The organism is Aliterella atlantica CENA595 (genome assembly GCF_000952155.1).
GTDB lineage: Bacteria > Cyanobacteriota > Cyanobacteriia > Cyanobacteriales > Chroococcidiopsidaceae > Aliterella > Aliterella atlantica.
This window is the reverse complement of the sequence record NZ_JYON01000004.1, coordinates 55,781-78,474: the sequence shown is the minus strand read 5'-3', so window position 1 is coordinate 78,474 and position 22,694 is coordinate 55,781. Positions and strand designations below refer to the sequence as shown.

The 22,694-nt window shown below is 39.9% G+C and carries 20 protein-coding genes; 9 read left to right on the top strand and 11 right to left on the bottom strand.

Going from position 1 to position 22,694, the window contains the following annotated elements:
- Positions 1-61: 61 nt before the first annotated feature.
- From UH38_RS05610 to UH38_RS05600, 3 genes are all read left to right on the top strand, one after another.
- Complete coding sequence (locus tag UH38_RS05610) at positions 62-361, top strand: hypothetical protein (RefSeq protein WP_200892304.1); 300 nt, start codon at positions 62-64, stop codon at positions 359-361.
- A 154-nt stretch (positions 362-515) separates the two neighbouring features.
- Positions 516-962: a GNAT family N-acetyltransferase gene (locus tag UH38_RS05605; RefSeq protein ID WP_045053659.1), complete on the top strand. Its 447-nt coding sequence runs from the start codon at positions 516-518 to the stop codon at positions 960-962.
- 39 nt (positions 963-1,001) lie between these two features.
- Entirely contained in the window at positions 1,002-1,250 is a 249-nt protein-coding gene (locus tag UH38_RS05600; RefSeq protein ID WP_045053658.1) for a ribbon-helix-helix domain-containing protein, read from the top strand.
- Here UH38_RS05600 and UH38_RS05595 read toward each other — a convergent pair.
- The 4 genes from UH38_RS05595 to UH38_RS05580 all read right to left on the bottom strand — a co-directional run bounded on the left by UH38_RS05595 (position 1,227) and on the right by UH38_RS05580 (position 5,479).
- Positions 1,227-2,027: a class I SAM-dependent methyltransferase gene (locus UH38_RS05595; RefSeq protein ID WP_045053657.1), complete on the bottom strand. Its 801-nt coding sequence runs from the start codon at positions 2,025-2,027 to the stop codon at positions 1,227-1,229. The genes UH38_RS05600 and UH38_RS05595 overlap by 24 nt on opposite strands.
- 81 nt (positions 2,028-2,108) lie before the next feature.
- Positions 2,109-3,707 (bottom strand): 2-isopropylmalate synthase, encoded by a 1,599-nt coding sequence (locus UH38_RS05590; protein WP_045053656.1) that lies wholly within the window; start codon positions 3,705-3,707, stop codon positions 2,109-2,111.
- Between the two features lie 42 nt (positions 3,708-3,749).
- Positions 3,750-4,271 (bottom strand): LabA-like NYN domain-containing protein, encoded by a 522-nt coding sequence (locus UH38_RS05585; protein ID WP_045053655.1) that lies wholly within the window; start codon positions 4,269-4,271, stop codon positions 3,750-3,752.
- Positions 4,272-4,663: 392 nt separating this feature from the next.
- Complete coding sequence (locus UH38_RS05580) at positions 4,664-5,479, bottom strand: sulfurtransferase (protein ID WP_045053654.1); 816 nt, start codon at positions 5,477-5,479, stop codon at positions 4,664-4,666.
- Between the two features lie 69 nt (positions 5,480-5,548).
- Here UH38_RS05580 and UH38_RS05575 point away from each other — a divergent pair, with 69 nt between their 5' ends.
- The 3 genes from UH38_RS05575 to glmU all read left to right on the top strand — a co-directional run bounded on the left by UH38_RS05575 (position 5,549) and on the right by glmU (position 9,398).
- Complete coding sequence (locus tag UH38_RS05575) at positions 5,549-6,436, top strand: tRNA (5-methylaminomethyl-2-thiouridine)(34)-methyltransferase MnmD (protein WP_045053653.1); 888 nt, start codon at positions 5,549-5,551, stop codon at positions 6,434-6,436.
- Between the two features lie 465 nt (positions 6,437-6,901).
- Positions 6,902-7,906: a response regulator gene (locus tag UH38_RS05570; protein ID WP_045053652.1), complete on the top strand. Its 1,005-nt coding sequence runs from the start codon at positions 6,902-6,904 to the stop codon at positions 7,904-7,906.
- A gap of 124 nt (positions 7,907-8,030) precedes the next feature.
- Entirely contained in the window at positions 8,031-9,398 is a 1,368-nt protein-coding gene (gene glmU, locus UH38_RS05565) for a bifunctional UDP-N-acetylglucosamine diphosphorylase/glucosamine-1-phosphate N-acetyltransferase GlmU (protein WP_045053651.1), read from the top strand.
- 79 nt (positions 9,399-9,477) lie between these two features.
- On the opposite strand, the gene UH38_RS05560 is transcribed toward glmU, so the two are convergent.
- A complete protein-coding gene (locus UH38_RS05560) occupies positions 9,478-10,419 on the bottom strand; it encodes an isoaspartyl peptidase/L-asparaginase (RefSeq protein ID WP_235355090.1) in 942 nt (313 codons plus the stop codon).
- A gap of 43 nt (positions 10,420-10,462) precedes the next feature.
- On the bottom strand, positions 10,463-10,609 hold the full coding sequence (locus UH38_RS25275) for a DUF2256 domain-containing protein (RefSeq protein WP_072044885.1): 147 nt from the start codon (positions 10,607-10,609) through the stop codon (positions 10,463-10,465).
- Positions 10,610-10,651: 42 nt separating this feature from the next.
- On the opposite strand from UH38_RS25275, the gene UH38_RS05555 reads away from it, so the two are divergent.
- From UH38_RS05555 to xylB, 3 genes are all read left to right on the top strand, one after another.
- On the top strand, positions 10,652-11,395 hold the full coding sequence (locus UH38_RS05555) for an RNA methyltransferase (protein WP_045053649.1): 744 nt from the start codon (positions 10,652-10,654) through the stop codon (positions 11,393-11,395).
- 247 nt (positions 11,396-11,642) lie between these two features.
- A complete protein-coding gene (locus UH38_RS05550; protein ID WP_045053648.1) occupies positions 11,643-12,866 on the top strand; it encodes a serine hydrolase in 1,224 nt (407 codons plus the stop codon).
- Positions 12,867-12,977: 111 nt separating this feature from the next.
- Positions 12,978-14,444 (top strand): xylulokinase, encoded by a 1,467-nt coding sequence (gene xylB / locus UH38_RS05545; RefSeq protein WP_045053647.1) that lies wholly within the window; start codon positions 12,978-12,980, stop codon positions 14,442-14,444.
- 80 nt (positions 14,445-14,524) lie between these two features.
- On the opposite strand, the gene UH38_RS05540 is transcribed toward xylB, so the two are convergent.
- The 5 genes from UH38_RS05540 to UH38_RS05520 all read right to left on the bottom strand — a co-directional run bounded on the left by UH38_RS05540 (position 14,525) and on the right by UH38_RS05520 (position 22,565).
- Positions 14,525-15,106, bottom strand: a complete 582-nt coding sequence (locus tag UH38_RS05540) for a hypothetical protein (protein ID WP_045053782.1) — start codon at positions 15,104-15,106, stop codon at positions 14,525-14,527.
- 60 nt (positions 15,107-15,166) lie between these two features.
- Positions 15,167-15,667, bottom strand: a complete 501-nt coding sequence (locus UH38_RS05535; RefSeq protein WP_045053646.1) for a DUF3368 domain-containing protein — start codon at positions 15,665-15,667, stop codon at positions 15,167-15,169.
- On the bottom strand, positions 15,664-15,912 hold the full coding sequence (locus UH38_RS05530) for a UPF0175 family protein (RefSeq protein ID WP_045053645.1): 249 nt from the start codon (positions 15,910-15,912) through the stop codon (positions 15,664-15,666). The genes UH38_RS05535 and UH38_RS05530 overlap by 4 nt, the downstream gene beginning before the upstream one ends.
- 421 nt (positions 15,913-16,333) lie before the next feature.
- The gene (locus UH38_RS05525) at positions 16,334-18,640 is read right to left on the bottom strand and encodes a hypothetical protein (RefSeq protein WP_045053644.1); all 2,307 of its coding nucleotides are present in this window, start codon (positions 18,638-18,640) and stop codon (positions 16,334-16,336) included.
- A gap of 1 nt (position 18,641) precedes the next feature.
- The gene (locus UH38_RS05520) at positions 18,642-22,565 is read right to left on the bottom strand and encodes a hypothetical protein (RefSeq protein ID WP_045053643.1); all 3,924 of its coding nucleotides are present in this window, start codon (positions 22,563-22,565) and stop codon (positions 18,642-18,644) included.
- Between the last annotated feature and the right edge of the window lie 129 nt (positions 22,566-22,694).

The window sequence follows — 22,694 nt, the reverse complement described above, 5'->3', positions numbered from 1 at the left end:
CCCTAGCTGTTCGCACCAGCCAGGGGAAAGAAAATTTTTCATTCTCCTTGGAGTTTAACGCATGAGCGAACAAGAGCAAAATAAGCGCATTAACCAACTTCGACGACAGCTAGCTAACGCTGCCGAGCGGATCAAAACACTTGAATTAGATATGGAGCCTGATGGTAGAATCAGTGAGGGATTTGCTGCAATGGAAAACCACATAGACAAGCAGTTTGAGATGGTTAATATGAGATTCGATCGCATTGATAGCCGATTTGACCGATTGGAACAGCAGTTCAATCGCTTACAAGCCAAGATGGAAGTAATTCTTGAAGCTATTACGGGTTTGGGTGATTTGCCAGAAGATGAGACGAATTAAAGTCTAGTTCCAAAGCGGTATTTTTAAAGGTTTTGATTGAATTTGCATATAGGCTATTGATTGTACTTAAGAAATTAAAATATTGTCATTTTAACTATGTTGACTAGAGCCAACATAATTTTGTAGCAATAGTATAGATAACCTTAAGTAAATAATGATTTACGAAATACATCACGAGCGCCGACATGAGATTTCACTTAGCACCGATAAATCTAAGTTAGATATAACAAAAATCTATAATTTCCTTAAAACTTCTTATTGGGCTGAAGATATATTGATACCTGTTATTGAAAAATCGATAAATAATTCTCTATGTTTTGGTGTTTACGACTTAAATGAACAAATTGGTTTTGCTAGAGTAATTTCTGATTATGCAACTTTCGCTTATTTTGCAGATATTTTTATTATAGAAGCTTACAGAGGAAAAGGTTTAGGAAAGTGGTTAATAAAATCAATTTTAGAACACCCAGAACTTCAAAATTTAAGAACTTTGTTACTATCGACAGCAGATGCTCATGAACTTTATCGTCAATTTGGGTTTAAGAATTTACCATTACCTGAGCGCATGATGGTTATTTCTAATGCTAGTAGCCAGTCCTAAAAAATACTCTTATTATATAAGCCGCTAAAGGAATAACAGATGAATATTACTCTTAAACCAGAACAGGAAGCGTTGATTCACGCTAAACTGCAAAGCCGTCAGTATCAAACTGTAGACGATGTAATTCAAGCAGCGTTGGATTTGTTAGAAGAACAAGATAAAGCAGATGAACAATGGGCAATTGAAACTCGTATAAAAGTTGATGAAGGAATTGCATCCCTTGAATGTGGAGAAGGAATTGATGGCGAAACCTTTATTGATTATCTACTTCATCGCAACTACAGCTAAGTTCCAGGCGAAACGCTTCATTAGAGGAAGCTGTTTCAAAATTAAATCTAACTTTTCTAAGCGTCGATACTGGGGTTGCAATCTTGCTTGTTCGATAATGATTTTCTTCCAATAGCGCTCTTTGTTTGGATCTACTTTTTCGATTAGATAAAATTGTAAGAAAATCCACAATGTTGCTAGCCAAAATGTGTCGTAAGTAGTTTTAGCAAACTGCGATTCTACAAAGTTAACTATATTAATATCTAACGGTGTTTCGTCTTCTGTTCTTACTGACGTTGCAATCCGCCGATATACATTAATAATTGGGTTGTGCTTCAAAGGGTCCCAAAAACAAGCTTTTCCGCCAGGCTTGAGAACGCGGTGCATTTCTTTAATCGCTGCATGAGGATTGGGTAAATGATGCAGCAAATTGGCAGCATAGACGATATCAAAGGTGTTGTCAGGACAATCAAGAGCGATCGCATTCATGGTTCTGCCCTCAATTTTAACTCCGTTAGCCTCTGCTAGTTGCATAGCTACTTCTACCATTCCTGGCGAGTAATCAGAAGCAACGCATAATGCGCCTCTTTTAGCAAAATAAACGCTATTTTCCCCAGCACCGCAACCTAAATCTAATAATTTCTTGCCACGTACATCGCCTAAATGGCGCAATATAAAGCGATTTTCGGGGGCTGTACACGCCTCAAAGTAATCTTTGACGTTGATACCATCTATATCGATTGTCGATGCCCATTGGTCGTGAAATTGCCTTTCTTTGGCAAATATCTCCTCACCCATAATATTCAGTCTTGCAGTTAAACGACTTTAGCAAAATAGGCGCACTTAATTTAAGTACGCCCATTTTTCAGTTATTTGATTTTAAACTTCTTGTGCCATTTGCGATCGCTTTTCCTGCTGCAAGGAACCATATAACCTGTTCAAAGCATTGACATAAGCTTGGGCGGAAGCAACGATAATGTCTGTATTTGCCGCATGACCGGAAAATACTCGTTCGTTGTGACGCAACCTAATTGTGACTTCGCCAATGGCATCAATTCCCGCTGTCACTGATTGGACGGAAAATTCAATCAATTGGTTGGGTACGTTAACTACGCGATTAATTGCCTTATATACCGCGTCTACAGGTCCAGTACCGATCGCTGCATCTGTCAATTCTTGACCGTCTGGTGTTCTGAGCGTTACTGTAGCTGTAGGTTGGGCGCGATCGCCGCAAGATACCTGAACGAGTTCCACCCGAAAGATTTCTGGACTAGACTGCATTTCGTCATTAGCGATCGCTTCTAAATCCCAGTCAGATATTTCTTTTTTCTTATCTGCCAATTCTTTGAACTTCAAAAAGGCTTTATTTAGTTCTCCTTCTGGCAAATCGAAGCCCAATTCTTTCAAACGCGTGCGGAAGGCGTTACGCCCAGAATGCTTACCCAATACGATCTGATTATCTGTTAATCCGATCGAGGCAGCATCCATAATTTCGTAGGTGAGGCGATTTTTCAATACGCCGTCTTGGTGAATCCCCGATTCGTGGGCGAAAGCATTTGCACCGACAATTGCTTTATTTGGCTGTACCAGCATTCCCGTCAAGTTGGAAACCAAGCGCGAAGTCTTATATATTTGGCGGGTGTCAATATTAGTTAGCGGTGCTTCTGATTCGGGTGCGCGTCCTAAATATGGATTGAAATATTGTCTGCGGACGTGCAAAGCCATAACTATTTCTTCTAGGGCGGTATTTCCAGCGCGTTCGCCAATTCCGTTAATCGCGCATTCTAGCTGTCTTGCGCCATTTTTTACTGCTTCTAGGAAGTTAGCAACACCCAAACCAATATCGTTATGTCCGTGAACGGAAATAATTGCTTTATCGATATTCGGGACGTTGGCTTTAATTCCCCTGATTAAATCGCCAAATTCGCTAGGCGTAGTGTAGCCAACTGTATCGGGAATATTAATTGTTGTTGCACCTGCGGCGATCGCTCTTTCTAATACTTGGTACAAATATTCTGGATCGGTGCGCGTAGCGTCCATTGTGGAAAACTCTACATCGTCCATAAAGGACTTAGCATAGGCTACCATTTCCTCAGCGATCGCTAGTACCTCGGCTCTAGTTTTCTTTAGTTGATACTCTAAGTGAATATCCGAGGTAGAAATAAAGGTGTGAATTCTGCCGTGTGCTGCTGGCTTCAAGGCTTCGGCTGAAGCTTTAATATCAGCTTTAATTGCCCTTGACAAAGAGCAAATTACTGGTCCATCTTCTGTTCCTACTGTTTCGGCAACTCTTTTGACTGCTTCAAAGTCTCCAGGACTTGCAAAAGCGAAACCTGCTTCAATTACATCTACTCCTAATCTTGCTAATTGCTTGGCAATCAACAACTTTTCATCCACATTTAAAGTTGCACCAGGACATTGTTCGCCGTCTCTCAATGTGGTGTCAAAAATAATTACTCGGTCTTGTTGGTTCTGCATTTTGCTAACTCCTGCTTTAGCTTAGTTTACTTTTAGGTTTTTTTATAAATCGGTCTTTTCTATCTGTCCGCGAATATCATTTAAATCTATATATCTATCAGTCACGTTCCGTAATTCTCTAGCAATCATCCCTTCTGTAGAAACTACTGTAATATGCGTGCTTTTCGATCTTAACAATTCTATCGCTCTTTCAAAATCGCCATCACCGCTAAATAATACTACTCGGTCGTACTGCTCTACTGTATTAAACATATCTATAACAATTTCTATATCTAAATTCGCTTTTTGCGAGTAGCGACCCGAAGTATCATCGTAATATTCTTTAAGTATTTTTGTTCTTACTGTATATCCTAGACTAATTAGCGCATCTCGAAAGCCTCTTTGATCTTGAGGATCTTTTAATCCGGTGTACCAAAAAGCATTAATTAATTCTGTGTCTGGTTTCTCTTTTCTTAAAAATTCTAATACTCTTCTTGGATCGAAAAACCACCCATTTTTTTGCTGGGCATAAAACATATTATTGCCGTCTACAAAAATAGACAGACGGTTCATTAAGCAAGACATAGAAAAACGCACCTAATAATTTAAGTAAAAGTTAAGTTAAGTAGTCAGTTATAGCAATTTAGAGCTAATGCCCTTGATAGAAAATAAAAATATATTCCGAGCGATTATTTAACTAAAATATATCTGTTTTTTGAATTAATTGACAATTTGATAATAGAAACATATTAATTTATAACTTTATGTTAAGGATAGACGCAGTAGATTCGGTCAGCTAGCTCAAATTTACTGGGAAATTGAGGTAGTTAACGTTTTAGGCAACGCTGCATAGCGCTCCCCTTATCCTGGTATAGACGTTAAGTGCAAGGAAATCAAGCAGTTGCTTATAAATTAACGTTTGGAGATAAGGGAAGCAGACGCGGGCATTGTATTGGCTATCTATTAAACGACAAAAATTAAGAGTACGAACACCAATCGCTCCAGCTACCAACATAAAGCTTACCTGTATTAATTCCGGCTAGTTGTAAAGATAATAAGTCAACGCAGGCTGTAACGCCCGAACCGCAGTAAACAATAATTTCTTCAGCACCTTTTAATTCTTGCCAGCGATCGCTTTGTGCAGACTGGGGGCGTAAATAACCGTCAGGAGTAGAAACATCTTGCCAGGGGTAGTTAACAGCGCCAAGAATATGCCCAGCAACCGGATCTATAGGTTCGCTGATACCGCGATAGCGATCGCTTTCTCTAGCGTCTACTAGCGCCACATTTGGCAAGTCTTTACGGGCTTTAACAATATCGATGTCTACTGCATAAGCTGGTTGTAATTGCCAATCAAACTTAGCTGGTTGCGACTGGGGAACTTCATCGCTAATAGGGTATCCTTGCACTTGCCAAGCTTTAAAGCCACCATCTAAAACAGCAACTCGTTTGTGTCCCATATAGCGCAATAGCCACCACAAACGCGCCGCAAAGGCAAAGCGCGAGTCATCGTAAGCTACAACTAGAGTTTGACTATCTACTCCCATTGCTGATAGCTTTGCTGCTAATTGATTAAAATCGGGTAAAGGATGTCTACCGCCATGTTTTTGCACTGGACTAGATAGATCCGAATTTAAATCTAGGTAGTGTGCGCCAGGAATGTGACTAAGTTGGTATTGTTGCTGTCCTAGTTGTGGATTTGCCAAGGAAAAACGACAATCAGCGATCGCAATTTTTTCCTCGCCAATATGTTCGTAAAGCCACGAAGCAGAAACTACAGGCAAATTATCCATAAAAAAATTATCTATATTGCAAATATTTTAGAGTCAATAGAGATCCCCCTGTAGTCCCCCTTATCCCCTATGAGCGATCGCTTTATCCCTCAACTTACAGCAGATGGCTCCGCTACGTTCTATTCTGATGAATTTGGCGAGACATTTCACAGTCATTTTGGTGCGCGTCAAGAAGCGGAACTTAAGTTCGTTGCACCAACAAAGCTAGATAAACAGGCTTTAGCGCCACAAGTTAGGTTATTAGATGTTTGTTACGGTCTGGGCTACAATACTGCTGCTGCTTTAGCCAAGATTTGGGCAATTAATCCTCACTGTCGTGTAGAAATAGTAGCTTTAGAAGCTAACGCAAATGTACCCCAAAGTGCGATCGCTCGCGATTTGCTTAGTGCTTGGGGCGAACCTACAAAGCAAATTCTTACTCAACTTGCAACTAAGCATCAAGTACAGACAGATCTTGCACAAGCAACTTTACTAATTGGCGATGCTAGAGCGACAATTAAGTTAATACAACCAGACTGGAAAGCAGAGGCAATTTTTCTCGATCCTTTTTCACCGCCTAACTGTCCGCAGTTGTGGACTGTAGAATTTATCCAACTTGTTGCTAACTGCTTATCTAGCAATGGTATTCTTGCGACTTATTCCTCGGCTGCGGCGGTACGAACGGCGCTAGTAGCAGCAGGATTGCATATTAGTTCGACAGTAGCATTAGGTAGGCGATCGCCTGGAACAATTGCCGCAAATTATCCACTACCTCAATTGTCTGTGCTAGAACAAGAACGCCTGCTAACTCGTGCGGCGATTCCGTATCGAGATCCTAGTTTAAATGACCTAGCTTCAGTAATTTTGCAGCGACGGCGAGATGAACAGCAAACTAGCCAACTTGAAACTACTAGCCATTGGCGAAAACGCATTCAATTTACTAAAACTTTAACTTTTCCTCAGATTGTCGACTATTAATAATAAAAATTTCCTGAAAGTATATTTTTACTGATAGTAGACTTAAAAAATTGATATACGTATCAGTGAAAAAACTTACGCCACAGCTATGTTAACTAAGTATCTATAAATATTACTGCTGCTATAATTTAGTAACTTCTCGGTTCTCCATATTTGCATTACGCAGATACAATCTTCATAAAGTAAGTATATAATTATACTTTGCATGATGTCTGATTGGATTTGCCAACCCACTTTTCTTCATATTTAGAAGTTAGTAGTTAACATTTATAAAAAATAAAGTCATGTTAAAACATATACATTATTTAAAAACTTACTAAAACGCAGAGTAGCTATTTACTAGGTTTATACTTGGTTTATAGGAAAAACTACAGTTAGAAATTGCGCTGAAAACAAATATATACTTCAGCAGGTTATTGAACTACTTTTGCACGCTTATGTCGTTTTAACTTTATTAATGAAGAAATGGTTTCTACCTATCAAACAAAAAAATTCTTAGCAAATGATATTGATTCATCTCCAGCTAAGATTCTTGTGGTTGACGATTATCCAGCTAACCGCATGACAGCAATGGCTCTATTGGCATTGGAAGGCTACGAAGTTTCAGAAGCGGAAAGTGGAGCTATTGCCCTAGAAAGGGTAATGAAAATTCAACCCGATCTAATTTTGCTTGATGTCATGATGCCAGAAATGGATGGGTTTGAAGTTTGCCAGCAATTAAAACAGGACGAACAAACTAGGTTAATACCCGTAATTTTTATTACAGCACTAAATGACAAACAATCGCGCATCCGAGGAATAGAAGCTGGTGGAGATGATTTTCTAACCAAACCATTCGATCGCCCAGAATTATCAGCGCGTGTCAAATCTTTAATCCGTCAAAAACGGCTCAATGAAGATTTAGATCATACCGAACAGGTATTGTTTTCTATGGCTAGGGCGGTTGAAAGTCGAGATCCCAATACAGGCGATCATTGCGAGCGATTAGTTAGTTGGGGAGAAGCTTTCGGCAAATTTTTGAATCTTAGCCGTACCCAAATGCGAAACTTGCAATGGGGTGGATACTTACACGATATTGGCAAAGTTGGTATTCCTGACTCCGTGTTGCTCAAAAAAGGCAAGTTCACCTCCGAAGAATGGGAGATTATGAAGCAACACGTATTAATCGGCGAGAAGATTTGCCAACCATTGCGGACAATGCGTGGAGTTATCCCGATTATCCGCCACCATCACGAACGCTGGGATGGTTCTGGCTACCCTTATGGCTTAGTAGGCGATGAAATTCCTTACTTAGCTCAGGTTTTTCAAATGATTGATATTTACGACGCGCTAACTAGCGAACGTCCTTACAAAAAAGCATTTACGCCTCAAGAAGCGATAGAAATACTAGAGCAAGAAAGAGATAAAGGTTGGCGCAACCCGCAACTACTGCAAGAATTTAAACAGTTTATTTACGAGCGAGAACGCTAGCAGATAGGTAAGGATAAGTAAAAAGGCTCAGAGAAAATATCTAGAAATTTTAAACTTTTCTTCTAGCTGTGCTGCCTTTAGCCTTTATCATCTATTCTGAGACCTGATAGCTAAACAAGTAGATATGGTAGCGGTAGCAATTTTAGCAGCGGGGCGCGGGACGAGAATGAAATCCCACTTGCCCAAGGTTTTGCATTCGTTGGCTGGGCGATCGCTAGTCGAACGAGTTTTAGAAAGTTTGAAATCGATTTCGCCAACAAGGCAGATGGTGATTGTAGGATATCAGGCGCAAGAAGTTAAATCTGCCCTCAAAGAAAAACCAATACCTCTAGAATTTGTCGAACAGACAGAACAACTAGGAACAGGTCATGCCATCCAGCAATTGATTCCTCATTTAGAAGGGTTTACAGGCGATTTACTGGTATTAAATGGTGATGTACCTCTGCTTAGACCTGAAACTCTCCAGCACTTGTTAGAGGTGCATCAAAAGCATCAAAACTCAGCAACGATTCTCACCGCTCACTTGCCCAACGCCCAAGGCTACGGGCGCGTATTTTGTAACGGGCAAAATATTATTAAAGAAATTGTCGAAGATCGAGACTGCACCGACGCGCAAAGACAAAATCGCCGCATCAATGCAGGAGTGTACTGTTTTCGGTGGTCGGAATTAATGAAAGTTTTGCCCCACCTGCAAGCAAATAACGACCAACAGGAATATTACTTAACTGATGCAGTCAATCAACTAGAACCAGTAATGGCAGTGGATGTAGAAGATTATCAAGAAATGCTCGGCATCAACGATCGCCAGCAACTAGCAGCAGCCTACGAAATTTTGCAAAAACGAGTGAAAGCAAAATGGATGAATGCTGGAGTCACGCTTGTCGATCCTCATAGCATCACCATTGACGATACAGTAGAAATCCAAAGCGATGTAATTATTGAGCCGCAAACTCACCTGCGTGGCAATACTACAATTAAAACAGGCTGCCGGATTGGACCTGGAAGTTTGATTGAAAACAGTCACATCGATGAAAATGTTACCGTACTGTACTCAGTCATCAACAACAGCATCATCCATGCAGAAACCCAAATAGGTCCTTACACGCATTTTCGCGGCGATGTAGAAATTGGTTCGGGCTGTCGCATCGGCAATTTTGTGGAAATGAAAAAGACAAAATTAGGCGATCGCACCAATGTCGCACATTTATCGTATTTAGGAGATGCCACACTAGGCGAAAAAGTCAACATCGGTGCAGGGACAATTACCGCTAACTACGACGGCATCAACAAGCATCCCACCAAAATAGGCGATCGTTCCAAAACAGGAGCAAACAGCGTCTTAGTAGCACCTTTGACCATAGGTTCAGATGTTTTCATCGCCGCAGGTTCAGCCGTTACCGAAAACGTCCCCGATGATTGTCTAGTTATCGGTCGCGCCCGTCAGGTAGTTAAACCAGGGTGGCAGTTGAAGAGAGTAGAGGAGCAGGGGTAGCAGGGGGAGCAGGGGTAGAGAATTTAATCATGTAGAGACGTTGCAGTGCAACGTCTCCAATCCGACAGAGGATATCAATTCAACCACCCAAACAACCCGTAATCGTCCCGTCAGCCGCCTCTAACGTATCCCCGATTTGTTCGCCATCGTGAAAAGCAGCCAGCAGTACCTCGCTAGTTTTGCCCCAAGAAATTGCCCCTGTAGCATCAAGAGCGATCGCACCTAAGTCTCGTTGATTTTTGTGGGCTTCGGCAAAAGTCCGCTTCATTGCTTCGTGCAGTGACATTCCATCGGTTACGCGCACGACGATCCTTGCTGCCAAACACTCGTCAATAATATCTTCGCCAATACCCGTACAGCTAACTGCGGCGTATTTGGTAGCATAATTTCCCGCAGGCATTGCTGAATCGCTAACGCGCCCAATTCTCTCAAATCCTTTGCCACCTGTAGAAGTACCAGTTGCCAAATTACCTTGGCTATCGAGGGCGACAACGCCAATTGTCCCGCGTCCGGCATTTTCTACCAATTCCGGTTCTGCTACTACTCCAGCCATCGTTTTGACAAAATTTTCTTGGCGTTCTTGCATCCACTCTTCTAAGCGTAATTCTGTCAGCGGATTGTATAGCGGTACTTGCAATTCTCGGAGTAGTTCTGCTGCGCCAATATCTGATAAAACTCGATCTGGCGATGACTGTAAGTGCTGGGCAAGCTCGATGGGATGCTGTACTCTCGATACATTGATGACACCGCTAAAGCTTTGGTTCGTACCATCCATTAAGGCTGCACTCATGCGAATTTGCCCGTCTGATTGCAGTACCGAACCCGTACCAGCATTGAAACGGGGATTGTCCTCCAATAACTGGCAACCTAATACCACTGCCTCACGAGCATTTGCGCCTGACTTTAGCAGCGCGTAAACTTCTTCTACCACTGCCGCAAGCGATCGCCTGACTGATTCTACTCCTCCCTTGCCTTTAAGAGAACTACCAGCCCCACCATGAATAATTAACTTAGGCTGCACTACTCTTACTCCATCTGTTGCTTGTATTTATTGGCGCTCTCTCTTACTGCTTTTGTGCTTTGCGGCGACGGCAGCGTTCCGAGCAATATTTCACATCATCCCAGCAATCTTCCCATTTTTTCCGCCATGTAAAGGGACGCTGACACACAGGACAAATTTTCGTCGGTAAATCTGATTTAGAGCGTGGCACGATCTTTTAATTAATACACATCCTCTAATTTTACAAAAGTTTATGTTGGAACAAGAATTAGCATTAGTAAAGATTGTAGTAGTAGAACCTGCGGGGGCGTTGAATGTAGGCGCGATCGCCAGGGTAATGAAAAATTTCGGTTTAAGCCAGTTAATTTTAGTCAATCCGCAATGCGATCGCACTTCCGAAGCAGCTAGGCACATGGCAGTTCATGCTGGAGATGTTCTGGCTAAGGCAAATGAAGTAGCAACGTTACCAGAGGCGCTGCAAGGGTGTACGCGGATTATTGCTACAACTGCCCGCGATCGCCAATGGGACTTGTTAGAGCCAGCGCGAACCGTCTTACCTTGGCTGATTGAAGCACCCAAGCAACAATCAGCCCTAGTTTTTGGTCCTGAAAGCCGAGGATTGAGCAATGAAGAACTAAACTATGCTCAACGCTTCGCCCGTATTCCTTCTAGCCCTAATTATGCGGCGTTAAATTTAGCGCAAGCAGTAGCAATATGCTGTTACGAACTCGCGCAAGCTGTAGATTTACCGCCAAGCGATCGCTCTAGCAAAACTAACAATTATGCAGCTTTTGAGGAATTAGAGGGGTATTACCAGCACTTAGAAGCTGTTTTGCTGAAAATTGGCTATTTGTACCCGCATACAGCAGCTAGCCGGATGGAAAAATTTCGCCACATATACAACCGCGCCTATCTAGACAAGCAAGAATTAGGAGCAATTAGAGGAATTTTGACGCAAATAGAATGGGCATTACGCGCAGCAGAAACAAGAGAATAAGCTATTTTAGGCATCGCGGCGATCGCATTGATAGTTAGCAATGCCAAAAGCTAAAATCTTGATTGCCAAAAAGTAATTTTAAGCGTAGGGTATTTGAGGAGTTAGGTGTCAAATAGCAGTGACCAGTGACCAGTAACCAGTGACCAGTTAGAAAGATTGGGACTTTAAAGAAACACCGTCAATAAATAAGAACCAAGAAGCTATAATTTCCTGCAGGCAGATTAAAGGCAAGGTTGGAGCATCAGTAATGAATGGCAAATCGCGATCGCGCTCTTCTATAGATTTACCGCCAAAAGTTGTATCTAGCAGGCAAAAAACAAGCTACGCCACGTCAACTAGCCGCCCTCCGCGTCAAGGTACAGTACCCAGAACGTCGCCAGCACCCAAACGGCGCACTAGCAAGCTAGCACGCAAAAAACCAAATAAACTAATTATTTATAGTTTGCGCTTGCTGATTTTGGGAGTAGGAATTGGGGCGATCGCTGGTACGTTGATATCAGTGCTAAATCCTGCTAGCCGCATCGCCGAAGAAAAGCCGTCATTACCCGCTCAACCAACCTCAGCCGCCACAAATACAGTACCACCTTCAGCTTTAAAACTCAATCAAGAAATTGCTCCCTTAAAAGCTGCCGTACAGCAGTTATCAACTAAGAATAACGGACTAACACCAGGCATTTTTTTTGTCGATCTCGATACCAACAATTACCTAGACTGGAATGGTTCTTTGACCTTTGCTGCTGCTAGTACGATCAAGTTTCCAGTTTTGGTTGCCTTTTTTCAAGATGTAGATGCGGGAAAAATTCGCTTAGATGAAAAGCTAACCCTGAAAAAAGAACTTATTGGCGGCGGTTCTGGAGATATGCAGTATCGACCTGTGGGGACAAAATTTACTGCTTTAACAACGGCAGCAAAGATGATTATCATCAGCGATAATACAGCGACAAATATGCTGATCGCGCGGATGGGTGGAATAGCTGCTCTAAACGATCGCTTCAAAAACTGGGGTTTAGGATCGACAATTATTCGCAATCAGTTACCAGATTTGCCAGGGACAAATATTACTAGCCCTAAAGATCTAGCACATTTAATGCAGTTAGTAGATAAGGGCGAATTGATGTCGCTAAGATCGCGCGATCGCTTGTTAGACATTATGCGCCAGACTAAGACAAGAACGCTGCTGCCGCGCGGTTTAGGAGAAGGATCGACGATCGCGCACAAAACCGGAGATATTGGCTCGATGGTTGGCGATGTAGGACTAATAGATATGCCTAACGGCAAGCGTTACGTTGGAGTAGCAATGGTCAAGCGCCCGCACAATGACAGCCGCGCTCAAGAATTGATCCGGCAAATTTCTCGCAGCGTCTACCAGCATTTCGATCGACCGCCTGCAGTCCAGGTAACGTCTTCCCCAGCACCCTTTGTAAATGAAGCGAGTTCTCAAAGTTCTACAAATAGGCAGACACGCCGATAAAATGCTGAAATGTAGTGCGATTGTCTGTAATAGTAAATATCGGATTGTAGGCACATTGAGCCTGGTATTTTAAAATCGCTAACATAGGACTGATGGATTTGGGACGGGCGATTGACTGACGTTTTCATTGGATTAGACCTTGGTACGGGAGGAGTAAGAGCGATCGCAGTCGATCTCCAAGGACAAGCGATCGCTCAAGCAACAAGCAGCTATCCTTTACTCACACCACAGCCTGGTTGGACGGAGCAAAACCCCGCTGATTGGCTCGAAGCTAGTCTAGAGGCTTTATTAGCACTAACACAAAAGTTAAATAGCCATAAAATAGTAGCTCTTGGTTTATCTGGACAAATGCATGGCATGGTTCCTTTAGATGCAGATGGTACAGTCATTAGACCAGCAATTTTGTGGAACGACCAGCGTACAGGTAAAGCAGTTGAGATAATTGAAAAAGCAATTTCGCGCCAGGAATTAATTGCACGTACTGGTAATCCAGCAATTACAGGCTTTCAACTGCCCAAAATAGTATGGTTAAGAAATGAAGAACCGCAGGCGTACACTCGGATGCAACAGGTTCTTTTACCCAAGGATTATCTTGGCTATATGTTGACTGGGGAGTTAGTAACAGAACCATCTGACGCATCTGGAATAGGCTGCTTGAACTTGGCGCAAAAGCAATGGGACGCAGATATACTTAAGGCAATTAATATTAGCCCAGTGCTATTCCCTGCCATTGTGGAGTCAACAGCGATCGCCGGAAAGCTAAAACCGACAATAGCCGAGCGCACAGGACTACCTGCGGGTTTACCTGTGATTGCAGGCGGCGGTGATAATGCAGCAGCAGCAATCGGTTTGGGCATTTCTAGTAGCAATTTAAACCTAGGCAGTCTGAGTATTGGTACATCGGGAGTTATTTTTGTGCCATGCGATCGCCCAATTCCCGATCCTGAAGGTAGAGTGCATCTATTTTGCCATGCAGATGGCGGCTATCATTTGCTTGGTGTAACTTTAGCTGCTGGCGGTGCGCTGCGTTGGTATCGAGATACATTTGCCCCGCAGACTACCTTTACTGATTTGATGGCTGTTGCAGAGCTTTCCCAGCCTGGTGCGCGTGGCGTGCTATTTTTACCTCATCTGGCTGGAGAACGCAGTCCACACCTCGATCCAGATACTCGCGGCGCTTGGGTAAACTTGTCATTAGCTCATACGCAGGCAGATGTAGTTCGGGCTGTACTAGAAGGCGTTGCTTTTAGCTTACGCGCAGCATTGGAAATAATTAAGCCAATTGCGCCCGTACATCAATTGTTAGCAACAGGTGGAGGAGCGCGATCTCACACTTGGTTGCAGATTTTGGCAGATGTTTTGCAAGCAGAACTAATTGCACCTCAAGCAGAAGAAGGAGCAGCTTATGGTGCTGCAATTTTAGCAATGGTAGGAGTTGGGGCGTATCCAAACTTAGAGGCTGCATTCAAGATTCTGCCCCAAGAAAGTAAAGTAGTACAGCCACAAGTAAATCCGTTATACGAAACAGCATTTGAGCGTTACAGTTTGCTGTACGAATCGCTTAAACCTGTCCGTTGATAGCACAATTAGGCATCCCCCTGTAGTCCTCCTTGTCCCCTTGTCTCCTCAAACGTAAAGACTCATCCAAATCTATTTTTCTAGTCAGGGTAAGCCAAACCAGTCCTAGGATCGCGGATATATAGCCCTAGCGTCAGACTACGCATCACCTCATCCCAAACAGGTATTAACTTCTCTGCTTGGTCTACCCAATAATCAAACGTAATCAAGCACTGAACGTTCGATCCTATACCGATACAAGTCCGCGAAAAAGCTTCGCGCGGTTCTGCTTGAGTATCGATAAATTTAATCTCCGTCCACATAATCCTTGCTGTTTGGCGCTTGACAGTATGAATTTCTCCCCTAGCAATAACATCGCGGCTATCGTCTGCTATTACTTTCTTCAATATCGGCTTGAGCGGAAACAGATCCCAGTCATCGCGGGGTGGTAGACGATTGAAAGACATTTCTAGGCAGCAATCATCATTAGGCGGTTTGCGATCGAGAAACTTAAACGAATTTTCTTGGGGTTCAAAAACCCAATTTTGGGGAACATTGAAGCGAACAGAACCACGATCTGCGACAAAAATTTTATAACCAGACGGAGATTCCCAGCGATGGTCTGGTTTTAGTTCCAGCGTTTCTTTAATCCACTCAAGATTGCTTTTCTTACGCTTTGCCATAGTATTTTTGCCAATCTGCGGGAAAGGGCGATCGCTCATTTAGCTAATGGTATCAAATCCCTATCGGGCTTCATTCACTATTTCTAAAATCTGCTGATAAAGTGCTGAAGAAACTCTAAACTCTAAAGTAGCAATAAGGGCATCCATTAGTGGCTTAACTGCAGCAACTAGATTTTTGCGTTTCGCCTCAACCAATATGCCTAGTAGCCCAGTAATTCTTAATCCTAAACGATTAGCTTCTGCTCTACCGCGTCGCTCATCAATCAATAGTAGATCGTCGGCATTCAGTTCTAAGGCAAGAGCGAGCGCCTCAGACTCTCCTGGATCTAAGCTTACCTGTTCTTGAAGACGTTCAACGACATTACGGTTCGTAATTTGTTTGACTGAAACCCAACAGGCAGCTTGAATTTCGAGAGTTCCTGGCACTGGAGGATCGATGTCTGCTAGTTCGCGATAGACTGCTTCAGGAATGATGACTTGTTTATAGAGTTGAGAGAGAAGGTGCAGATGTTGAATTGCTGCTAAGTTCGTAATTGCTGACGTGTCGCTAATAACAATCACAACCGTCCTAACTCCCGCAGATTCTTCAGGTCGAGTTCAAAGTCCTCGACATCATAACAGTAGAGAGGAATATTGCGCTGCTTGAGAAGTTGACGAAAGGCATTGGGGTGCAAATCCGCCAATTGGCTAGCGTACCTAAGTGTTAAACGACCCGTCTGAAACAGGTGTAGGGCAATCTCTTGACGAAACTCACTTGGGGAAAGCTGAGATGCTTGCAGGATCTCGTCTGATATTACAACACTCATTGCACTGATACCTCACTAATTATGCTTATTCCTCTGGCAGTTGCCTAAGTTCTGTGATGTTAGAGGAAAATTTCAGTTCACATTTTTGCTTGCTTTTCAAGCTGCGCTGTGTTGAAGCTTTCATATATCTTGGCACGTCTTTCTTCACAGGGGTATTACTTCAACAGCAGTTGAATTCCATGTTTCTCATTTGTGGAAAGACTTATTGAGCGCCTCGACTACATCCCTAAAACTCATTACTTCCAATGCACTACTATGTTCTAACTAATTTAACACACGCCTATCTTTCATAATTATGTAAAACTATGCTCAGTATCAACTTGTAAAGCGATCGCGCTGCCTGCTCTTGCGAGCGATATTTGCCATGCAGTTTGCGAAATAAGACAACAGGGTAAGCTAATATTCAGTATAAACTTGCTCTTCAATTTTCAATTAATATCTTTGCCACTTTTTGTAGCAGTGAGGATTGACTATTATCACCAATCTTCAAAACATTTTGAGTTATTGTACTAAAATGTAAAGCTGTAAGGGGATGCTCGACAAGTTTAGATGTCGCAATTGATTCTCCAGAATATGTACGCCCAATCAAATGGTAGACTCTAAATCCTCTTTTAATCGAACGAGCGAGCGCTTTTGCAGGCGGGACATAATACTGGATAAATGTTTCGTTCTGCAAATCCAAACAGATCGTATTTTGTATCCGCTTAATAGGTTTAAGCTCAGCGTTATAATATGACACTAAAGGTAATAGTCTACTACTATTTTCACCTTTAATTTCTCGGAAAATTTTTAGTGTTCCATTTTTCATCTCTTCCAGAATGCCATTTCGTCCAATTAAAATTGGTGTAAAAAAATCGCTTGTGTAACAACTAATGTATAACTGCTCTGATTCATCTACAAAATATTGTTGGTCGTCAATTAACTTCTCTGAGTTTTTTCTCTGCCTTAAAAATCGAAATCTTTTTATAATTTGTTGTATATCACGCATTACATTTTTGATATATATATAACCGTCTTTATAAAGAAATTCTATCGCAACTGCTTTAGCTTCCTTGTTTCTAGGACTACGAACATTTATAACAAAAAATGATTTTTTAGGAAATGATTGAGGAGTAATCGGTAAGCCAGAGCTTGAGTTTACAAGGCTTTGCTCGATCCAGTTCTTAATTCCCAGTTCAATCAAAATCTTTTGAAATTCAGGTGAAATATTTATCTTGTGTTTTTTACAGAATTTTTCCAATTGTTTACTATCTTCTTGTCCTCTTAGATAACAGGAAATAGAATCTTCTACATCTAAGAATTTTCCATCTGTACAAGCCTGCGTATCCAAGCGCAGAATATCTTTATCAATTTTGTTATCTGTATAACTTAGAACCGACAAAGCAGAGTTTACATCTCCTACAGCCTTAAATTCTGATATATTTATCCCCTGTGTGCTAAAAAACTCTCCTCTATCCAAGTAGTTAAATCTTTTCTTTAACTGTGAATAAAAATCTACTTTAAGTTTATTATTTATTTCTGTTGATGGATACCAGAGAGCGTCTTCTTTCTGATAAGCCATTGAACCCCCTTCTTCTTCCAAAAGTTTATTAAAAACTAAATAGTTTTTTTTCTTATCAAGTTTAACCTTTGACCAAGGAACAACTTCAGTAATTCTCCATCTAGGATCTTCCTCACCCTCAACTTCCACTTGTTCATATGTACTAACGGTTTTTCCAGAGTTATAAAAAGTGAGAAGATTTACCCCTTGATGTTTTAGAAAAACTTTCAGACATTGTTGGTCAGATTCAGTCAGGTCAACTCCAGTATTGTTAATAATCTCTAATGACTCTACAGACTCTATATTTTTGATAAAAGGGTTTTCTAAGTAGTGGTCAGCCTGAAAATGAAGGGGTTTAAAAGCAATATCACACTCACTTAAAAATTTCTCAAGTTTTGTCATGAGGTTTTGGTAATGATAAAGCTGAGTCTTTTTGAACTTGTCAAAATTTTCGTCATCTTTATCAAATCGCATAAAATAAATAGAATTTTGGCGACGAGCATCACGATCGCGTTCAAAGTAGTATTTCTTATTTTTATAGACTAACAACTCTCCTACATCGTCACCATCTAGTGTACTGTAGTGATCTTTTAGTAAGAATAGTCGGCTTTTTCGAGACAAGGTTAATGTTAGTACATTATGATGATTGTACCTGGTTAACAAATTCTGTCCCCACACTAAAAGAGCATCCTTCGATTTGCTAAGATTCATAGAATGAACTAAGAGTAATTCTTCAAAGCCATTTATTGTCTCAACAGATAAGCCTTGAGAAAGAATATAAAACTTAAAAACCAAATTTAAAATTCTTTCTCGACTACCGCTAAATAACTGTTTCCATCCTGAATGATTTTTATTAGGTGATAAAAAGAAAACATATGTTTTTCCATCAGCAGATGAAAGGAAATACTGAATATCTGAATACTTCAGTTTTTCTCCAGATATAGAAAGCCGTTCTTGGACCTGACTTTTAATGTATCTATGCCGTCTCTCATAAAAAGTAGGCTGTGAACCCTCATCCTCAGAATATTCATCTTCAGCCTGATATTGAAGAGAAAAATACTCAATTCCTTTACCTAGTTCAAAGAGATATTGGAAAAGTTTTTCAGCAACTTCTTCTGGGGTCTGTAATATCTGTAACTGGTTCGTTCGGGATATATCTGATAATTTGTTAATTATTTTATCTCTCATTTTATTTCTGTTTGTAAAATAAAAATTCTTTGATAATACTGGATTCAACTGGACAATTACGAGCGTCAAAATAAATTAAATTTCCAGAAAATAGTATTGGTGAATATTGATGACTTTTTTCTTTATTTGTATGCAAATTTAGAAGTAGCCCTCTCACAGCGCTGAATTCTGGATATTCTGTAATGATTGTATTCAGCTTGTTTTGTGTTTTTTCTAGAGTTTTATTAGACAGGCGATTTCCAGAAGCCATACTCCATGCCTTAACATCAATACAAAATAGTATATTGTCCTTGATGTAATACAAGTCAAAAAGCTCGTACAGCTTGTTATATTTTTTGAAGTTTAGCAATTGCTCAAAACCATAGATTGCTTTTATAGCGTTCCAGTCTTTGCCTTGAAAAATTACATCTTGAATCCAACGTTCTGTAAAATTTTCAGTTAACGATGGATACAACACATCGTTAAAAAAATACGGACGCGGAATATAAGTGTCAAAAATTTCTGGTTTTGGTATCAACTCGTTGTATAATCTGTAGATTAAATCAGTCGAACGACCTAATGTTTCGATCTCATTGCCTTCCAAGTCAAAGGCTTGAACATTTATTTTTAGATATTCAGGGTATAACCGCTTTTGATAAGAATAGATTTTTTCCCCATTGATGCTATCGCTAATAATCTGGAACTTTTTGCCGTCAGACTCCTCCGAAGCTATATATGGCGTAAATTCAGTTTGTTCCAAGTTGTGATAAAATAATGATTCAATAAAATCATCAGGAAATAGCCCTAAATTTTGTAACTTTTTTAGATACACGTCTGGCTCTTTAAAAAGAACTGGGTCGCGTAAAGCATCCCAGGCTTTTGTAATAGCAAAAGCCTTTTTACTTTCGTGAAAATGCTCGATATCATCTAACATTTTGTCTCTAAACTCTTGGAAAGCTAGAAAAGCATCAATCTCATCATAAACATGATCGTCATAATTATTTATCGCTCGTTTCTTTTCTTCCTCTTGAACGCTTAAGTAAACTTTGTGGTTATTAACAGAAAATTTACGAATTTCATTCGGCTCTTCCCGCTCCAAGTATCTGTAAAAATTCACTAAATTTTTTCGGGTTTCTTCATTTACAAAAATTTTTATCACTTGGTTTGGAAAATCACGTCTCTCAGCCCTGCCAACAGCTTGCAAAACTTCCTTGCCTAATAAAATTTGGTGTTGCTGGTCTCGAAACGCTCTAGCCTCCGGTTGGCTCAAGTATTTATTGAAATCTTTGATTTCAAGATTAGAGTCTCCCAAATTTACAATACTTTTCATTAATGCAAAATGATAAAGTGTGGTGGATTTATCAAAATCGTTTGACTTTTTAATGGACGGTTTCATTACTGTATAGTAACTATCCATTAACAAAACCAAAGAATCGAAATCTTTTTCCTCACCCTTTTGATTCTTTATAATGGGATTTAGCCCTTTTGAAGCTGACTGATAAGCAGATATAAAGAAAATTTTCTGCCCTTCCGCTTCAACAAGCTCATTCAAATAACTTTTCTGAGTTGTTTTGTCGTAGTAAAGATTATTGAATGATGCTTCATATAAAATAATTTTAATCCGAATATTACTCTGATATTTTTGATGGTTCAGTTCTACATAATATATATTTGGATGCTCTGATGATGGCTCAAGTTTAAAATTATCATGACGAATTTGTTTCCAATAATTAATTAATTTTTTAATCCAGTTTAGAGTTTGAGTAAAAGCAATTGTTTCTTGAATCGAGTCCTCTTCAAAAAGGTAAAACAAAAAACGAATAAAGTTTCTCAATTCTTGTATTTTGTAACTACTAAACCAAATAGATTCATTCTTTAAATAATCGATGAAACTTTTTAAAATTCGCTGCTCAAATCGTTCTATGACTTCTTGAGTTTTGTTAATTGGAAAAGATGATAAATTTTCATTAAAAAATCTTACTGTAATATGTCGTTTTGCTTCACGCTGATTTCTCATTTCTTCACAAAGCAACACTTCTTCTTCAACCATTGCTTTAAAAGAACTTCGACCAGATTCACTACGTAAATTGTCTTCTAAGTAGCGCATATCATAACTCGTGCTTAAATCACTAAAAATTCCCCCTGTTGCTGAGATAAGAAAAATTACATTACTATTCATACGTAGAATGGAATTTATTTTGTATTCAGGCGAAGTCAATATAGCAGTACTACCAATAGAAACTTCTCTAAGTGGGTGAGCGATAAGGTTATTCTTAGGATTTTGATAACGAGAAATTTCTTTAACATTTATGATAGATTTATAGCTGTCATATACATAGGGACGGTTTAAGTATTTGAGCAGTTGATTGTGCGATGTGCCTTCTTCACTTGCCTTTTGGACTTTAGCTATTTGTTTCGACCAAATATCTAAAGAACGAGATTGAGAATCTTCGGCATCTAGAACATTAGCTAGAAGATCTTTGATGATTTTGATTTGCGAGCGAACAGCTAGAATAGTATAAATTAAATCCGCTACAGAAGTATTATCTAAAACTTTTTCTTCCGTGATGTGGACGTGTCCGCCAGAAGGTGTGGTTAAAAACAATTTTTTCAGAGGTTCAAGGTTGTAGATGTATAGGTTGTTATATGAAAAAATGTTCATTAAATCATCGCTGATTTTATTGTAAAGCTTTTGGGGTATCAACAAACTTCTATTGTTCTGAAATTTTGAAAAAACTCTGGATAACATTTCAAAATTCAATATAGTGGGGTTCTCTTTGTCAGAATCATCAAAAATGTCAACAATTTCTTCTAACGAGTTTTCAAGCCCATTTCTAATCGCTATTAACTGCTTCAAAAAATTGATAGAATTTCCTTGCTCATAAATTAACTGTTGATATATGCGAGTATATTTTTGTAGTTCTGGTTCAATAACTTTGCCTTTTTCAAAATGTTCTTGAAATTCGTGAAAAGCTGCCTTGTTCTTGTCGACAAAATTTAGAAATTCTCTGTTTTCATTGCTTTGAGTTGAAAATAGAATAGAAAATTCTCTATTAATAGATGAAAGTGCATTATTGACTGCCAGTTTTTCAGGGGAGACGATATCAATCTTTTTATCCAGCATAATTTGATAGCCATCTTCCTGCTCATCAAAGGCAAGGATAAACTTTCTATAATCGTTTGTGTGCTGAATAACATATTTATCAAGATGGCTGCTTTTCTTTACCCATGTTTCACCATTATGGATAAAGTACGGAACATCTGTTTCAAATTTCTTATACGTGAGTGTCAAAATGCCAGATTTTTCTCGCAGGAGATGGAGAGGAAAAAATATTTCCATTAACTTTAAATATTCATTTGAACATTCTTCTTGCTCCAATTCACATTTAATGATAAATTCTAAAAAACTTTCAAGTAAATTATTTAATTCTCGTCTTGCTTTTGTCGTTACAGAGCTATTTAATTCCTCATCTCCAAAACCTACTAATTTTACATACTCAAGGCGGTTTATCACACCTTTTACTTGTTCGAGTTTTTGTTTGTTTTCCTGAACCTTTTCATGAGGATATTTTTTTGATATGCTCTGCCAAAAACTCTTGCTTCTCAAAATTGAAGGTATCCATTTTTTGTATAATTTAATATACTCATCCGTCGTTTTCATTTCTAATGAATTTAGTTTATAGACGGGAATATCTGTGTATTGGCTCACAACTGAAGTTGGAACAGATAAATGTTCTCTCAATGGGGCAACATATATCCCGATTATCTGAACATTTGGATACTTTTCAATCGTTTTATATACTGCTTGAAACCATAGGTGAGTTTTTCCTGACCCTGTACCATAATTGATGAGTTTGAGTTGGGGAAGGTTTTCCAGAAAACTATCTTCAATAGTTCTAAGGTAGGAATTAAGAATTTTGGAATGAAATGATTCTGGTTTTTGCATAAGGTTAGTAGCCTGGGAGAGCTTGATATATTCAGTTGAGTTACACTATAGCCAACTGAGCAGTCAGCAAGCTAATAACACTTAGCAGAGGACGATTAAAAAATTATGATGCTGAGTTCTAGGTTATCT

What these genes read in the sequence shown, in the direction of transcription:
- UH38_RS05580 (WP_045053654.1), bottom strand. Translation starts at nt 5,479, where the DNA reads ATGGATAATTTGCCTGTAGTTTCTGCTTCGTGGCTTTACGAACATATT.
- UH38_RS05575 (WP_045053653.1), top strand. Translation starts at nt 5,549, where the DNA reads ATGAGCGATCGCTTTATCCCTCAACTTACAGCAGATGGCTCCGCTACG.
- UH38_RS05600 (WP_045053658.1), top strand. Translation starts at nt 1,002, where the DNA reads ATGAATATTACTCTTAAACCAGAACAGGAAGCGTTGATTCACGCTAAA.
- UH38_RS05605 (WP_045053659.1), top strand. Translation starts at nt 516, where the DNA reads ATGATTTACGAAATACATCACGAGCGCCGACATGAGATTTCACTTAGC.
- UH38_RS05555 (WP_045053649.1), top strand. Translation starts at nt 10,652, where the DNA reads ATGTTGGAACAAGAATTAGCATTAGTAAAGATTGTAGTAGTAGAACCT.
- UH38_RS05550 (WP_045053648.1), top strand. Translation starts at nt 11,643, where the DNA reads ATGAATGGCAAATCGCGATCGCGCTCTTCTATAGATTTACCGCCAAAA.
- UH38_RS05525 (WP_045053644.1), bottom strand. Translation starts at nt 18,640, where the DNA reads ATGAGAGATAAAATAATTAACAAATTATCAGATATATCCCGAACGAAC.
- UH38_RS05540 (WP_045053782.1), bottom strand. Translation starts at nt 15,106, where the DNA reads ATGGCAAAGCGTAAGAAAAGCAATCTTGAGTGGATTAAAGAAACGCTG.
- UH38_RS05520 (WP_045053643.1), bottom strand. Translation starts at nt 22,565, where the DNA reads ATGCAAAAACCAGAATCATTTCATTCCAAAATTCTTAATTCCTACCTT.
- UH38_RS05610 (WP_200892304.1), top strand. Translation starts at nt 62, where the DNA reads ATGAGCGAACAAGAGCAAAATAAGCGCATTAACCAACTTCGACGACAG.
- UH38_RS05590 (WP_045053656.1), bottom strand. Translation starts at nt 3,707, where the DNA reads ATGCAGAACCAACAAGACCGAGTAATTATTTTTGACACCACATTGAGA.
- UH38_RS05570 (WP_045053652.1), top strand. Translation starts at nt 6,902, where the DNA reads ATGGTTTCTACCTATCAAACAAAAAAATTCTTAGCAAATGATATTGAT.
- UH38_RS05585 (WP_045053655.1), bottom strand. Translation starts at nt 4,271, where the DNA reads ATGTCTTGCTTAATGAACCGTCTGTCTATTTTTGTAGACGGCAATAAT.
- glmU (WP_045053651.1), top strand. Translation starts at nt 8,031, where the DNA reads ATGGTAGCGGTAGCAATTTTAGCAGCGGGGCGCGGGACGAGAATGAAA.
- UH38_RS05530 (WP_045053645.1), bottom strand. Translation starts at nt 15,912, where the DNA reads ATGAGTGTTGTAATATCAGACGAGATCCTGCAAGCATCTCAGCTTTCC.
- UH38_RS05595 (WP_045053657.1), bottom strand. Translation starts at nt 2,027, where the DNA reads ATGGGTGAGGAGATATTTGCCAAAGAAAGGCAATTTCACGACCAATGG.